Source organism: Salinivibrio sp. PR6 (genome assembly GCF_001995955.1).
Classification (GTDB): domain Bacteria; phylum Pseudomonadota; class Gammaproteobacteria; order Enterobacterales; family Vibrionaceae; genus Salinivibrio; species Salinivibrio siamensis.
Genome location: NZ_MUFA01000026.1, coordinates 37,889 through 52,740, shown reverse-complemented (window position 1 = coordinate 52,740; position 14,852 = coordinate 37,889). Strand labels below are relative to the sequence as shown.

The 14,852-nt window shown below is 50.4% G+C and carries 12 protein-coding genes; 6 read left to right on the top strand and 6 right to left on the bottom strand.

Translation table 11 applies throughout. From position 1 onward, the window contains the following. From BZG72_RS15050 to BZG72_RS15035, 4 genes are all read left to right on the top strand, one after another. Window positions 1–825, top strand: an 825-nt coding sequence (locus BZG72_RS15050; protein ID WP_274532479.1) for a 3'-5' exonuclease, incomplete at its 5' end; no start/stop codon positions are given. Between the two features lie 104 nt (window positions 826–929). Beyond that, window positions 930–1,181: a hypothetical protein gene (locus tag BZG72_RS15045; RefSeq protein WP_077667173.1), complete on the top strand. Its 252-nt coding sequence runs from the start codon at window positions 930–932 to the stop codon at window positions 1,179–1,181. A 505-nt stretch (window positions 1,182–1,686) separates the two neighbouring features. After that, window positions 1,687–3,654: a methyl-accepting chemotaxis protein gene (locus tag BZG72_RS15040; protein WP_198930076.1), complete on the top strand. Its 1,968-nt coding sequence runs from the start codon at window positions 1,687–1,689 to the stop codon at window positions 3,652–3,654. Between the two features lie 97 nt (window positions 3,655–3,751). Further along, window positions 3,752–3,967, top strand: coding sequence for a TIGR02450 family Trp-rich protein (locus tag BZG72_RS15035; RefSeq protein ID WP_077647534.1), 216 nt, complete (start codon window positions 3,752–3,754; stop codon window positions 3,965–3,967). A 63-nt stretch (window positions 3,968–4,030) separates the two neighbouring features. Here the strand turns inward: BZG72_RS15035 and BZG72_RS15030 are convergent, their stop codons facing one another. From BZG72_RS15030 to BZG72_RS15015, 4 genes are all read right to left on the bottom strand, one after another. Next, a complete protein-coding gene (locus BZG72_RS15030; protein ID WP_077667171.1) occupies window positions 4,031–4,726 on the bottom strand; it encodes a VC0807 family protein in 696 nt (231 codons plus the stop codon). Between the two features lie 194 nt (window positions 4,727–4,920). Further along, entirely contained in the window at window positions 4,921–5,889 is a 969-nt protein-coding gene (locus tag BZG72_RS15025; protein ID WP_077667170.1) for a calcium/sodium antiporter, read from the bottom strand. 160 nt (window positions 5,890–6,049) lie between these two features. Beyond that, the gene (locus BZG72_RS15020; protein WP_077667169.1) at window positions 6,050–7,747 is read right to left on the bottom strand and encodes a glycoside hydrolase family 32 protein; all 1,698 of its coding nucleotides are present in this window, start codon (window positions 7,745–7,747) and stop codon (window positions 6,050–6,052) included. A gap of 101 nt (window positions 7,748–7,848) precedes the next feature. Beyond that, window positions 7,849–8,841 carry a LacI family DNA-binding transcriptional regulator gene (locus BZG72_RS15015; RefSeq protein ID WP_077578383.1) on the bottom strand — a complete coding sequence of 331 codons (993 nt, stop codon included), beginning with the start codon at window positions 8,839–8,841 and terminating at the stop codon, window positions 7,849–7,851. Between the two features lie 282 nt (window positions 8,842–9,123). On the opposite strand from BZG72_RS15015, the gene BZG72_RS15010 reads away from it, so the two are divergent. Both BZG72_RS15010 and BZG72_RS15005 read left to right on the top strand, forming a co-directional pair. Continuing rightward, window positions 9,124–10,557, top strand: coding sequence for a sucrose-specific PTS transporter subunit IIBC (locus BZG72_RS15010; protein WP_046075745.1), 1,434 nt, complete (start codon window positions 9,124–9,126; stop codon window positions 10,555–10,557). Between the two features lie 27 nt (window positions 10,558–10,584). Further along, window positions 10,585–11,535, top strand: a complete 951-nt coding sequence (locus BZG72_RS15005; protein WP_077667168.1) for an aminoimidazole riboside kinase — start codon at window positions 10,585–10,587, stop codon at window positions 11,533–11,535. 21 nt (window positions 11,536–11,556) lie between these two features. Here BZG72_RS15005 and BZG72_RS15000 read toward each other — a convergent pair whose 3' ends face one another. Then, on the bottom strand, window positions 11,557–13,524 hold the full coding sequence (locus BZG72_RS15000) for a sensor histidine kinase (RefSeq protein WP_077667167.1): 1,968 nt from the start codon (window positions 13,522–13,524) through the stop codon (window positions 11,557–11,559). A 245-nt stretch (window positions 13,525–13,769) separates the two neighbouring features. After that, the gene (locus tag BZG72_RS14995; RefSeq protein ID WP_046075748.1) at window positions 13,770–14,792 is read right to left on the bottom strand and encodes an NADP-dependent oxidoreductase; all 1,023 of its coding nucleotides are present in this window, start codon (window positions 14,790–14,792) and stop codon (window positions 13,770–13,772) included. Window positions 14,793–14,852: the final 60 nt, after the last annotated feature.

Below are 14,852 nucleotides of genomic sequence, written 5' to 3'. Positions count from 1 at the left end.
GAATACGATTCTAAAGGAAAAACACTTGCTCAAGTAATTGATCATGTTGGAAATCCAGATCCAACACCTGCGCAGAGCAATTACATTGATAATCATCCAATATATTTTGATTTAGCCAAAAAACAGCCTTATGATCAGATATCAAAGCTATACGTTGATAAAGAACAACTGCTTGATGATAAGAAAAATAATGTTGGTGATGAAAGTAAACCTGGCTCTAATAGAGATGATTTAGTCAAGCACCTGTTTAAAATTGAAAATTGCATACGACTCTATCAATCTAAAAAATTTAATCAGTTCATTAAAGCGACTGATTACTCCCTTACTTCTGTTCAAGATAAAATCAGGCTTAATAAAGCCATTCAGTCTTTTGAAATACAGGCGGGTATTAAGATAGGTGAGGTTATTGATCTCGCTGATGAATTAGGTTTAGTTATCAAGGATGACAATCTGGCAAGATACATAGAAGATAAATATTATTTATACAAGCAGGTGTGCGAAGTTAATTATCAAGAGTTCCGAAATGTCTTTGAATATCTCGAAGGGTACTTGCCATTCTCGACACAGCATAAAACTAAAGGTGCCGAATTTCCTAATGTTTTGGTAGTTCTGGATAATGGCAAGTGGAACCAATATAACTTTAATTATTTGTTTGAGCGAAACGGCACCGATAGTGTTCGCCAGAGGTCAGAAAAAATATTTTATGTGTGTTGTACTCGTGCGAAAGAAAGGTTGGCTGTATTCTTTCCAAATCCAAGTGCTCAAGTCATTCAAACAGCGGTTAGTTGGTTTGGTGAGGGTAATGTAGTTAATTTGGATGCTTGAAAGGTTTAGTAAGCTTGCATTTAACAAGGCGCTGCTGTCGGACAAACTTTTCGCTGCGCTCCAAGTTTGCCGCAGAGCGATGCTTTATAAAAAAGGAGAAATACATGACAAGTTTAATCGGTTTTAATATTACAAAAACTTTTCCAATGGTTGTAAGTGGTAATAGTTACACAATCAGGTTTGCAGAGAATGTAGATGAATTTGTGATTTTTGTATCAAATGATAGCAATGGTAAGCAAAACAAATATCACTTTGATAGGGATACAGCTTCAGATTTTAAACATTATCACGATGAAGATTTGCATAATCAGGTTTTGGAGATTATCAGAAGTGACATACAAAATGGAATTGTTTGAAGCTAGGGGGCGGTTTTTTTCTCGTTCCCACGCTCCCGCGTGGGAATGCATATCTAGCTTTTATTCAAATACAAGCAGCTCCATAAACTGTGTAACACTGCGCTCGGTAGGGCATTGAACCTGTTTACTTGCTGATAATGATCTAAAGGTATTGGCGGTGTCTGGAGACGAAAAAATACGGAGTTAGTTCAGTGATCTTGTAGTGAATCCTGCCCATGATTCAAAATCCATATGCATTCCCACGCAGGAGCGTGGGAACGAGTTACACCACCCCAACCACTGAACCAAACCAAGCCCCGTTCGTACTAGTTATCGTCATTTTTAACCGATGCAGTATCTAACGGGGTGAACCCAACCAATCCAACCAAGTGATGCAATAGCAAGTGGACGGCGGTCAAACCCCTCCATCGCGATCAGTACGTTTTGCGCGAGAAAACACACCTTCATGGTAATTAGACGACTCGCTGCTACGCTTATAGCAAATAGCAGTGCAGAGGATTTTGCCATGACAATCAGCCGTAAGATTAAAGCCATGGCGCTTGCCCTTTTGCTGGGGTCATTTCTTACCATTTACCTGGTTATGGAGTGGGTAGCGAAGCCCGTTTTGCAAGAGCAGGCAGAGGCTGGCGCTCGGCAAACCGTCACAAACATTGAAGGGCGTATTGCCACGGCATTGAATGAAGGGGCAGTGTTGACCGATACACTCGCGGCGCTATCGGAAACATTGCCGTTAGATCGCGGGCAGTTTATTGAACGTCTTGAGCCCGTGGTCGATCACTACGGTAACGCCGCGATTGCGGGCGGTGGTGTTTGGCCTGAACCTGGTAAGTTAACACCGGGAAAAACACGTGATTCCTTATTTTGGGCACGTAATGCACAAGGCTCGCTGGATCTATTAGATGATTACAATGATCCCGCTGGCAGTGGTTATCATAACGAAAGCTGGTATCAAGCAGGCCGAGGCTTACCGGCGGGGCAATGCGCGTGGTCTGCCGCTTATGAGGATGCGATTTCTGGCACGCCCATGGTCACTTGCACGGTCGCAATTCGCCGAGATGGCCAGTTTTGGGGCGTTGCGACAATCGATTTGATGCTCTCCGGTCTGTCAAACTTATTAACTGACCAAAATGAGGCAACCGGAGGCTATGCCTTTGTGCTCGATCAAACCGATCGCATTCTGTCGTTTCCCGATGTGCGTTCTTCAAGCCTTAGTATGCAAAGCCTGAGCGACGCAAGTAGACGGTATCCTCGTTTATCCCCGCTTGTCTCGGCCTTGGACGCTGAGGAGCCGGTTTACCTGCCGGAAGGTGTGGTAGGCGATAGCCGGTCGCTCCTCGTGCAGGTTCCTTTACCGGAACAGGGTTGGACAGTGGGCATGTTGTTGCCTGAGGCAACGGCCTTGGCGGCGCTGAATCGAGTAAGTTCTGGCCTGTATATAACACTGTTACCGCTGGTGATTGTCTTCGCGTTAGTTGTGGTATGGCTCGGCCAGAGACTCATTCGCAGTATCAAAGAGACGACTCAGCAGGTTAGCAGTCTATCGAAAGGTGAGAAAGGCGGTAAGTTAGAGATTGTTCGTGCTGATGAGATGGGCGAGCTACGGCGCGCTGTCAACGATTATGGCGCCCATCTTGAAAAAATTCTCGAAGACGTAGCGAGAGAAGCGATTGGCGTTAAAAGCAGTGCAAACGACTTACAGGCACTGAGCCAAGATTTGAGCGACCGAACGTCGGCGCAGACGAATGAGAATATCACGCTCGCCTCATCGATAAACCAAATGTCCGCAAGTGCCACCGAGGTGTCGAGCAATACTGCCACTGCCGCAGATACTGCCGAGGATGCATCGCACGTGGTGGCAAAAGGACAGCAAGCCGTCGATGAGAACAGTGACGCGATTGCCAAGCTTGCTACCACACTGAAAGAAGCCTCCTCTGTGATTGATAAACTGGCCTCAGATTCACAGCAGGTGGGAACGGTCCTTGAGGTCATCAAAAAGATTTCAGAGCAAACCAATCTACTAGCACTGAATGCGGCTATCGAGGCGGCGCGTGCGGGAGAGCAAGGACGTGGGTTTGCAGTGGTTGCCGATGAGGTGCGCTCATTGGCCGCCAAAACGCAGGAATCAGCGGAAGAAATTGATGGCATGATTCATCAGCTTCATTCGGCGGCTAGCCAGGGCGTGGACGTGATTGAATCGAGTTATCAGTTGTCTCAATCTTCGGTTGAGCGAGCGAGTGTGGTGCGTGAGCACTTTGAAGAGATTGTCACAGCATTTGATAACATCAAAGAGCGCACCGTAAGCATTGCCACGGCATCGGAGCAGCAAGCGCATGTAACAGAAGAGATCAGTCAACTGGCGGATCGAATCAGGACGTTGTCGGAGCAGAACGCTGAAGGGGCATCTGAACTCAAAGCAATGAGTGCTGATTCACTCGAACGGGCTGACCGTCTAACCCAAATTAGTCAATGGTAGCGTTCGTTTACTTTGTATTGCTATTCTTGAAAGGGCTGATAAGTTGAAACGAATGCATTCCTTGTCAGCCTTTTCCGGCGTTTGTTAAGGGGCAGTCGTGAACCAGATCAATCCAGCTAAGTTACGCAATAGCAAGTGGACGGCGGTCAAACCTATTCATCGTGAGAAGCACTTTTTGGTCTCTGACGTTGAGTATGATGAAGACGGTGTGGTGGTGTTATGCGTGCTCGAGTCGGTGCTGTCGAAAAAAGAATATCCGATTGACTGGCGTGAGCTTAAAAGTGACGAGAAGTGGCGTCAAGGGTGGAAGTGATAACGCAAGGGAGGAGGCGATCCTCCCTTTTTGATCTGTTCTGAACGCCGCGCGTGGCGCTTGCTATTTCAGGTGGAAAATTTGCTCTGTTTCTAGCGATGTCATCGCGCGTATCTGACGCCAAATGTAGTAAAAGATGCCGAACATCATCAGCATGCTAGGGATAGCAATCATCGGGTAGCTGTACAGCGTCATTTTGCCTAGTTCTTCATTAAACGCGGACGTGCCGGCAGGGCTGGTCACAATCCACGTGGCAAGGAAGTAGTTCATCGCCGATGAGAACACAAAGGTGCTGGCGAACAGGTAGTTTGACCACATCAAGCAGCGCTCAAAGGCGTCGGATTGTCCTTTCTCTTTTAGGCGCTGATTAATCAACGAGAGGTTGAGCACAGTGTCATTCAGTATTAACTTCTGCATCAGTGGGTAGCGGGTAAAGGTTGACCCTAACACCGCCAAGCCAATAAGGCCGGGGATCAGCGCCTCTTTTAAGGCTAACCAACGGGTATCGAGCTCGAGTAGGCCAATCCCGCCTGTCAGTAATACGCTGATAAAGCCCAGTGCTGCGATAAAATTGAATTTCTGGTTACGGACCAGATCCATCCCGCCGTAAGCGAGAGGAAAGGCCAAAGCGACGACCAGGGCCGTGGCTGTCCCTAGGTATTCATCGCCGCTCAACTTCATCAGGATGATCGAGGGGATGAAAACGTTGAACAGGGTTTCAAACAGGGGACTCGGCTTTTTCGCGGTGGTATTGCTCATAATCTGTGACTAACTCTACGTGATATCGGTTGTCATTATACTCTGCCAAGCAGTGTTCATCGACCCGCGTTCGATGTAAAGCGTAAAAGCGCACCGTTGTGTAACTATGTGTGAAATCAACTCATTGCTTGTTCGAGGCGCTAATCACTATTTGTTGAGACGATGTACGCTTCAGATCTTGATTTGTAGAGCCCCTACCGCACGGCATAGATCAGCAAACAGGTATAGCTGATATAGCACACAAACAGTAATCCCCCTTCGGCGCGGTTGATTTCGCGTGTCTTGCCAAAGCGTATTGCGACCAGCAGCAAGATCACGGTGGCGGCGAGCATCACCACCCAATCTCGCCAGAAGACCGCTTCGGTGATGTCGCGAATCGGCTCGATGACGCCAGCAATACCAATCACGGCAAGGGAATTAAAAATGTTGGAGCCGACCACGTTGCCCACGGCAATATCGTGTTCTCCTTTGCGGGCGGCGATAATTGAGGCGGCCAACTCGGGCAGGGAGGTGCCTAATGCGACTATGGTTAAACCAATAATCAGATCGCTGATGCCCAGTTGTTGGGCGATCTCAACGGCACCCCATACCAAGATGCGCGAGCTCACAATTAACAGTGCCAGCCCAATCGTTAGCCACATCAGTGCTTTTTTTAGCGACAGGGTTTGCTGGTTGAGTTCGGCATTCATGTCGGTGGCGAGGGTATCGTTTTTAGTACGTACGCCAGACCACACTGACCAGCCGATCAGCAGTAAAAAGCCTGTGATAAGCAGTAAAGCTTCGTAGGCGCTGATCGTGAAGTCCCATAGCATTGCCCCGATAATGAGAGTGATGGCTAAAAGAATGGGTAGCTCTTTGCGCACAATGGTGGAATGCACTGCAATAGGCGCGATGAGGGCGGTCACCCCGAGAATTAAGGTGATATTGACGATGTTCGAGCCTAGCGCATTGCCCAGTGCTAACGCAGGATTGCCATCGACTGCAGCCATCGCTGAGACCACCATTTCAGGCGCTGATGTCCCAAACCCTACCACCAGCATGCCAATGAGTAGCGGCGGTATACCGGCATAATGGGCGCTCACAGCCGCGCCTTCTACAAACCTATCTGCACTCCACACCAAAAGCGCAAATCCAGCAATAATCGCCAGTATTGCAAGCAGCATATCGTCACCCTAGTTGAAATAAGAAGCGTGCTTAATCATCACCAATAATATCATGGCGATGATTAAACACAGAAGATTCAAACTCTTAATGCTAGTTGATGGGCGTTAACTGTGCCAGTCAGATGTGGTGTAGTATGGTCAACGCCACTTCCCTGATGTATCACCTAACACTGGCGTTTTTCAACGCATACCAATCCATCTCTTTTGGCAAAGGCGTGTCGTGGCGATCGCGTGTCAGCGCTAAAAAGGTTGCATCAATAGCGCTAAAGTAACGGCTGGTCATCGTCCATCGCCCGTCGGCGATAAAGAACTCCAGTGAGCTGGTGTCAGCGAGAACCTGTAGTGGCAAATCTTCTAGCGGCTCGGGCAAGTGAATGCAGCGACGGGTATCGCCTTCTTTGGCGAGGCTTGCGCTTCTATCCAGTGTTAGGGTGCGGCTGTCACCGTCAATGGTGAGTGCACAACCGGATGGTTTGCCGGAGGTGGCTGGCGTCATCATGCCGCTGCGGCTGTGAAAGTATAGCGTGTAGTGGCCGCTGGTCGGAATGGGCAGCGTGGTGTTGAGCTCAAACTGCTTGGTGCCTAAATCCACGGAGGTTGAGTGGCACTCAGGGTTAATCACCAAAAGTTGCTGAGGGCCTCTTAAGCTTTGCAGCGCGGCGGCTGGGCGCTGATAAATTTGCCCATTTTCCCAGTGTAACTCACGTGGACAGGTTAACTGATGCAACCAGCCCGCACTTAAACTGGGTTGTTCAACTTCGTCTGGCAGGCCCATCCAAGCGATAAGCATGCGCTTATTGTCAGGGGTCTGCGCCGTCTGCGGGGCGTAAAAATCAAACCCATGATCCAGCACTTGCCAGTTATCAAGCCTGATGCCGTCCGCTTCTAGCGTAGCTTTGGCGTAACCATTGTGGTGAGGAACTTGGTGATCGGGCGTTGGTGATGGGCTGCCTTGTGGGCAGAGAATACAGAGCCATTGATCGCTTAATTGGAACAGATCTGGGCATTCCCACATATAACCATGCTCGCCTAAGCTATCACCGCTTAGTCCGTCATAGTGCCACGTAAGGCCATCAGCAGACGAATACTGCGCCAGGCGGCCTATTTTATCTTCACGTTGCGCGCCCAACAGCATCCGATAGTGTTGGCCGTCATGGATGACTTTGGGATCGCGAATATGCTCGGTCACGCCTGCTGGTGGGGCATCAATCACCGGGCCGAGCTTTTCAAAATGAATGCCATCGCTTGACCGCGCCACACACTGGGTTGTTTGGCGCAAACGCTCGGGGCCAATGCGGGTATTGCCGGTGTAATACAGCCAAAGGGCGTCGTTCATCACCATGGCGTGGCCTGAAAATACCCCATGGCTGTCATACCAATCACTGGGGGTGAGGCCGAGCGGCGCGGTATGCCATTGCACCCCATCAGGGCTGATTAAATGCACCCAGAATTTATCTTTGTGCTCACAGGCAAAGGGATACCACTGATAAAAAAGGTGATAGTGACCTTGAAAGTAAATAAAACCATTGGGGTCATTCAGCAGCCCTTGGGGAGGGCTGATATGCCATCCGGGACGATGGAAATCTGTCTTTTGGCTGGGTGAATAGAAGGGCGCGGCTTGTTCACGCAGGTTGTGGTCGATCACGCGACCCAGTGCCGTTAGCGCCCCCTGACTAACGGGTTGATCGAGGGTGATCTGGCGTAGTGAATGGTCAATCGTACTGATTGGCAGCACGTCTTGGTTCACGCGTTCAAGCTCGATGAGCTCAATGATCACCTTGTCTTGATGGCGCAATGCTCGTCGCACGTTATCGGCGCCACCACATGCGTCAACCAGGCCTGTTGGGGTTATTTCCATCTATCCGTACCAATTTTATTTTCGGGAACGTTCCAAAAATAGCGAACAAGACGGCGGTGGCGCAAGTAAAATTTCTCTGTATTGGGTTAACGGTCGCTGTGTTAAGGGCAGGTGGCGCGGCTGATATAGTTAAAGCCCATCACCAATTTAGACACATGACTTTGCCCAGTTTCCAGTAACTCGAGCAGCATTTTGGCACCACTTTCTCCTGCTGCATCAAAGGCATAGTTAAACGTGGATAAGCTTGGCGATACCACTTGGGCAAGCTCGTCATCGCCCACTCCCATCAGCTTCACGGTGTGCCCAGGGGTGATCCCTTGTGCTTGCAAGGCTTGGATAGCGCCAATCGCGATACGGTCGGTGGCACAAAATACACCGTCAAGATCAGGATATTGCTCTAACATAGCGGTCATGGCGACATAGCCCGATTGAATCGAGAATTGACCTTGGTAATGGAACAAGGGTACCGTTTGGGTCAACGTGGTCAATGCGCTCTCAAAGCCTTGATAACGCTGCTGATCAACGGCAATATCTTCCGCTTGTACCCCCAGAAAGCCCACTTGTCGGCAGCCAGCATTAATAAGCTGCTCGCCAGCACAAAAGCCCACCCGATAATCATCATGGATCACGCTGGGAATGTTATAGGGTGAGCCGTCTTGACCAATTACCACCACCGGCGCACTCGAGCGCTTAATGGCGTGCACCAAGTCGGGGTTGAGCGTGGAGGCAAACAGCAGTATCCCTTCTACGCGTTTTTGGTTGAACAAATCGAGGTAGTAGCAAATACGCTGATCGTCTTGGCGCGTGTTGGCCAATAGCACGTGTTTGCCTTTTTTATCAAAGACATGGCTAAGCCCATCAACGCTGGCTGACATCGCATTCGACGATACTCGCGGTACAATCACCCCGATGAGGTTGGTTTTGTTGGATTTCAAATCCTTAGCGATTTGATTGACCACATAGCCGCATTGCTCAATGGCGCGGTTAACTTTTTCAATGGTGGCGGGCTTTACGCCATATTCCTGGTTAATCACGCGTGAAACGGTTGATTTAGAAACACCCGCTAAACGGGCGACATCATTCAAGCTAGCCATGGGTTCTCCTTTGCTGGGAGTACCATGATCGTTCCATTTACGGATCCTTTGCAAACATAGCGCCTTAAATGCCCCCTATTTGGTGATATTCATCACATTTAAGGTGAGAGGTACGCGGCGGTTTACTGATCGATCTCACAGCGATTAGCCCTCATACTTGATGCTTTACAGGATTCAGCACATCATTTTCGGGATCGTTCCCGAAAATGTGGAGCGTGTGACGCCACACGAAAATAAAAGTGACGGTGGCAAAGACGGTGAGAGCGTGCAGGGGAAGTAGCCATGAACTACCAAAAAATAGCACAACAACTACTCGATAAACTGGGTGGAAAAGAAAACATCGCGGCGGCGGCACACTGTGCCACGCGGCTAAGACTCGCACTCCATGATGATAACTTGGCGGACTTAAGCGCGATTGAATCGATTGAAGGTGTGAAAGGCCAATTTCAAGTCAGTGGTCAGTTACAGATCATTTTTGGCTCGGGCATTGTTAATAATGTTTATGCCGAATTCAGCAAATTAACGGGCCAGTCAGACATGTCGTCGAAAGACGTGGCAGCGGCTGGCGCTGAAAAACAAAATTGGCTACAACGCGCGGTGAAAGGGCTGTCAGATATTTTTGTTCCCATTATTCCAGCCATCGTTGCCGGTGGTCTGCTGATGGGGATTTTTAATATCCTGACTGCGCCGGGTTTGATTATTGATGGCAAATCTTTGATTGAGGCCTACCCACAAATGGGCGATTTGGCCAATATGATCAATACCTTCGCTAATGCGCCGTTTGTGTTCTTGCCGGTACTGTTGGCGTTTTCTGCCAGTAAAAAGTTTGGCGCTAACCCCTTTTTGGGCGCGGCACTGGGAATGTTAATGGTCCACCCTGATCTGCTCAATGGCTGGGGCTTTGGCGGTGCGGCGGTGTCCGGCGATATTCCAGTATGGGAAATCTTTGGCTTTGAGATTGAAAAAGTCGGGTATCAAGGCTCGGTACTGCCTGTGCTGGTTGCCACTTATATTCTCGCCCAAGTCGAGCAAGGGTTACGTCGCATTATTCCCTCAGTACTGGATAACTTGCTGACCCCCTTGCTGGCGATTTTTATCACCGGTCTGATCACCTTTACTCTGGTGGGTCCATTTACCCGTGATCTCGGCTTCTTGCTCGGCGATGGTCTCAACTGGGTGTATGAATCAGCAGGGATGATTGGTGGTGCATTGTTTGGGTTTGTGTATGCGCCGTTTGTGATCACCGGGATGCACCACAGCTTTATCGCAATTGAAACGCAGCTATTGGCAGACATTGCGGTCACCGGCGGTACCTTCATCTTCCCGATTGCCGCGATGTCAAATGTGGCGCAAGGCGCGGCCTGTTTGGCGTTCGGGCTAAAAACCGCGGATGTGAAAGCGAAAGGAATTGCGATGCCGGCGGGTATCACGGCACTGCTTGGCATCACTGAGCCGGCGATGTTTGGTATTAACCTTAAATATCGTTATCCGTTTATCGGTGCATTGGTAGGCGCAGCCTGTGCAGGCGCGTTCATCACCTTCTTTAAAGTGAAAGCGCAAGCGCTGGGTGCCGCGGGGCTGCCAGGGATCATTTCGATTCGCCCTGACGGAGTGGTGCCGTATATCATCGGAATGGCCATTGCTTTTGTCGTGGCGTTTGCGGTGACCTATGTACTGGGTACCCGTAAAAAATATGCGCAAACGGCGGCGGCCTAATCGAGCATTGAACGAGGAGCAAGCGTGATGAGTAAGGTATGGGTCACTGGCGATGCGGTAGTGGATTTGATCCCTGACGGTGAACGCCACTACCTAAAATGTCCGGGCGGTGCGCCCGCCAATGTGGCCGTGGCGATTAGCCGGCTGGGGGAGAAAACGGGCTTTATTGGTCGAGTGGGCGACGATCCATTGGGACGTTTTATGCAAACCACGTTGGCCGATGAAGGCGTAGACATTGCGTTTATGCATCGCGATAACGCGCAACGCACCTCAACCGTGTTGGTCGAGTTAGATGAGGCGGGTGAGCGCAGCTTTACGTTTATGGTGAAACCCAGTGCCGATCAGTTTGTGCAGCCCTATGACTTCCCTGTGTTTGAAAAGGGGCAGTGGTTACATGCTTGCTCCATTGCGTTAGCGAACGAACCCTCGCGATCGGCCACGCTCGGCGCCATGCAAGCGTGTCGTGACCAGGGTGGGTTTGTCAGCTTTGACCCTAACTTGCGTGATGATTTGTGGCAAAGCGAGGCGCAGATGCTAGAGACCGTGAGGCAAGCCTTGCCGCTGGCGGATGTGGTCAAAGTGTCTGATGATGAGCTTGCTTTACTGACTGCGCCGTTAGTGACAGGCTCCGAGCCCGGCGAGAGCCGGCCTATCAAATCTGCGCTTGAAGTGCTCGTCTCGCACGTACCGAGTGTGTCCTTGTGGGTGGTCACGCTAGGCAGTGACGGTGCACAAGTTGCGTTCAACCGAGCGCTTTGGCAGGTGGCGACAACACCCGCCAAGGTCGTGGATACCACTGGCGCTGGTGATGCGTTTATGGGCGGCTTGTTGGCTGCCCTAGCCAAGTTGCCCGACTGGCAGTCGCCAGAGGCGGTGACTGAGGCCGTGCGTCAAGGCAACCGCTGTGGCGCGCTGGCCACTACCGCCAAAGGTGCTATGACCGCATTGCCCACGGTGTTGCAGTTGGCTGGACAATGATATTCCATTTACCAGCCATCTTCATGAAGACGACGAGGCACGTTCGGGGGCCGTCAGTGGAATCGTCACAATGAAGCGACTGCCCTGTTGCGGTTTGCTTTTTACCTGAATACGGCCACCGAGCACACTCGTGATGAGGTTGAAGGTAATATGTAAGCCAAGGCCAGATCCGCCCTGACCGAGGTGGGTTGTATAAAAGGGATCAAAAATGTGTTTTTGCACGTCTGGCGTCATGCCCACGCCGTTATCTTGGACGGTAATATGTACCTGATCGTGTGAATCCTGACTCGCATGGATTTGAATATGGCCTTGATCTTGCGTGGTAAATGCATGCACTAACGCATTGTTAATTAAGTTGATCAGCGTTTGGGTGAGGGCTCCAGGGTAGCTATTGAGCTTAATTGCCTCAGGGATATCTACATCAAGGTGGTGAGGCGTTCGCTGAAGTGTCGGACGCAAAGACAGAAGCACTTCGTTGATAAGATGATGGAGGTCAAACTCGCGCTGGTGGTCGTTTGTTTGATCCACGGCCAGTTGTTTGAATGCACGGATTAATTCGGAGGCACGTGACATGTTACGTTCAACAATCCGTGTCCCATCTTCAACATGGGTGAGAAATTGGTCTAAATCGTCACGTGTGATCGGCTTTTCGAGTTGTTGGACAAAATCTTGCTTCATCGACAAGATGGAGGTTGAAGACATCAGTGCGTTGCCGATGGGGGTATTCAGCTCGTGTGCGATGCCTGCGACTAGGGAGCCGAGTGAGGACAGTTTTTCATTCTGAACCAATTCATCTTGGAGTGTTTCTAAACGCAACAGCAGTGCCTTTAGTTTATCACCATAATCGTTGACGGCATGGCGTAATTCCCCGACTTCATTCAGGTTCCCCACGTCGAGTGCTTGGGTGGTTTCACCATCGATCAACTCTCGGATCTGATGGGTGGTTTGTCGAATTTTATCCAGTAAATTGCGGGCGGTGATCGTCGCGATGACACCGACAACGAGCAGCAAGCCACCAATCGCTATCATTAAAAACAACCCCATGTTGTCAGCGGCGGCGGTCATTTTGCTTTTAGGGACGGCGAGGCCAATCACCCAGTCGGCTTCAGGGTAGCGAATCAAATGAACATATGCGGCTTCGTTGAGGATGCCGTCATTTTCTACCGTGATTAGCTTGCTGGTGCTGAGTGTTTGGGTTGCCTTGAACGCCGATTGCAACCAAGGCAATTGCACTTGCAGTTCGTCTCGCGTCCATAGTGTGTTCCTGTAGGGTTGAAAGGTGACGGCTGATTGCGGAAAGCTGATCGCCTTGCTGTCTGCGTCGAAGGCGAAGACATAGCCACCGTTTTCTTTGCCATACTGGGACAAAATATCTGAGATGCCGGCGAGCCTCATATCGACGGTGGCGACACCCACAAAGCGCTTATCATCTTTCATTGGCACGGTGCAGGTGATCATCGGCTCTTTGGTAAAAGGGTCAATATAGGCGTTGGACCAACTGCAATGATCGGCGGGGGTTGTTTTGCCCGCTACGTACCAACTTTCATTGTGATACCCCTTCCCGTCTGGATGGTTGTAATCGTCGTAGTACTCCATGGTCGCGCCTGCTCGGCCCCAGAAAAAACTTCGCCGCGCCACCCCTTGTGTAAATGTGCCGGGCTCGGGCCAGATACCACCGCCGGCAATCGCTGGATCGCCATGATTATTGAGGATCTCGGGAAAGGTGGTGCGGAACAGAGCTTCATCTTTGGGGAGTGTGGTCCCCGCTAACGCCATGGTGCTGGTTAACAGTTCAATTTGGCCGAGTTTGGCGTCGAGTAAATCGAGCAGGGCGTGTTGATTGATGCTGATCCGCTCTTGTCGCTGCTCAATAAGCTCGGGTTTTACCTTCCATTCCACCACCGCAAAAATCGTCAGTAATGCCATAATCAGAACAAACGCAAAACCGAGGTTGATCTGATGACGAATCATGGGTGCGACTTTGGCCATTTTGAATACATCCTCTTTCTTAGCTGAAACAGGTGTGGAGCGGTTGCGTCCTGCGGTCAGCCTTGCCAAATTTCGATGAAGCTAGTCAATCATCCCCATTAGTGTAGTTGGCACTGAGTGTTTCTTCTGCATCAAAAAGGGGAGTGGAACGGAAAAGCGAACGTCACTCATAAAAAACCCCCTTAGCTATCCATCGCTAAGGGGGAGGCAGGGTTTTCGGTATGACGAAATAAAGCGCGGAAGCTTTATTTAATATTGACGACCATCTTGCCGAAGTTTCGGCCTTCGAGTACATCAATCAGTGCTTGAGGCGCTTGCTCAAAGCCATCCACCGCGTGTTCACGGTAATGGATTTGGCCTTCACCGACCCATTTGGCCATGTCGTGAGCGAACTCAGGGTAACGGTGCGCATAGTCATCAAAAATGATGAAACCTTTCACGGTTAGGCGCTTAACCAAGATGGTCCCCATCAACTGCGAAAGGCGGTCTGGGCCTTCTGGCAGGGCGGTGTTGTTGTATTGAGATACCAAGCCACACACGGGAACACGTGCCCCTGTGTTAAGCAGTGGCATCACCGCATCAAATACCTTGCCGCCGACGTTTTCAAAGTACACATCAATGCCTTGCGGGCAGGCTTCGGCAAGCTGCTCGGCAAAGTTATCGGCTTTGTGATCGATACAGGCGTCAACACTGAGGTGTTCACGAGCGTATTGGCATTTGTCTTCACCACCGGCAATCGCTACCACGCGGCAGCCTTTCAGCTTACCGATTTGTGCGACGGTCGCGCCAACGGGGCCGGTTGCGGCCGCCACCACCAGGGTATCGCCCTCTTTGGGTTGGCCGATATCTAATAAGCCCATGTAGGCGGTGAAGCCGGGCATTCCCAAGATCCCAAGCGCGTATGAAACCGGTGCGAGATCGGGATTAAGTTTAAGCAGGGTATCGCCATCAACGACAGAATGGGTTTCCCAGCCTTTATAAGCCAGTACCCAATCGCCGGCCTGGTAATCGGCATGGTTAGATTCCAGTACTTTACCCACGGTGGCACCGACCATCAGGCCATCAATCGCTACCGGCTCTGCGTACGATTTGGCATCGCTCATCCGGCCGCGCATGTATGGGTCAATCGATAGGTGATGGTTTTCAATCAGGACGTCATTGTTGCCTAGTGCGGGAATGGCGACTTCTTCTAAGCGAAAGTTCTCGGCAGTGGGTGCGCCAACTGGGCGTGATGCGAGAACAAAACGTTGATTGGTTAATGCTGACATTAGTTCCTCCCTTGATGTTGGGAAAAGAGGCGGCTGATTCAGCGCGCCTCACAATAGCAA

Coding starts and splice junctions, on each gene's coding strand:
- BZG72_RS15040 (WP_198930076.1), top strand. CDS start 1,687: ATGACAATCAGCCGTAAGATTAAAGCCATGGCGCTTGCCCTTTTGCTG.
- BZG72_RS15025 (WP_077667170.1), bottom strand. CDS start 5,889: ATGCTGCTTGCAATACTGGCGATTATTGCTGGATTTGCGCTTTTGGTG.
- BZG72_RS14995 (WP_046075748.1), bottom strand. CDS start 14,792: ATGTCAGCATTAACCAATCAACGTTTTGTTCTCGCATCACGCCCAGTT.
- BZG72_RS15030 (WP_077667171.1), bottom strand. CDS start 4,726: ATGAGCAATACCACCGCGAAAAAGCCGAGTCCCCTGTTTGAAACCCTG.
- BZG72_RS15000 (WP_077667167.1), bottom strand. CDS start 13,524: ATGGCCAAAGTCGCACCCATGATTCGTCATCAGATCAACCTCGGTTTT.
- BZG72_RS15010 (WP_046075745.1), top strand. CDS start 9,124: ATGAACTACCAAAAAATAGCACAACAACTACTCGATAAACTGGGTGGA.
- BZG72_RS15045 (WP_077667173.1), top strand. CDS start 930: ATGACAAGTTTAATCGGTTTTAATATTACAAAAACTTTTCCAATGGTT.
- BZG72_RS15015 (WP_077578383.1), bottom strand. CDS start 8,841: ATGGCTAGCTTGAATGATGTCGCCCGTTTAGCGGGTGTTTCTAAATCA.
- BZG72_RS15005 (WP_077667168.1), top strand. CDS start 10,585: ATGAGTAAGGTATGGGTCACTGGCGATGCGGTAGTGGATTTGATCCCT.
- BZG72_RS15020 (WP_077667169.1), bottom strand. CDS start 7,747: ATGGAAATAACCCCAACAGGCCTGGTTGACGCATGTGGTGGCGCCGAT.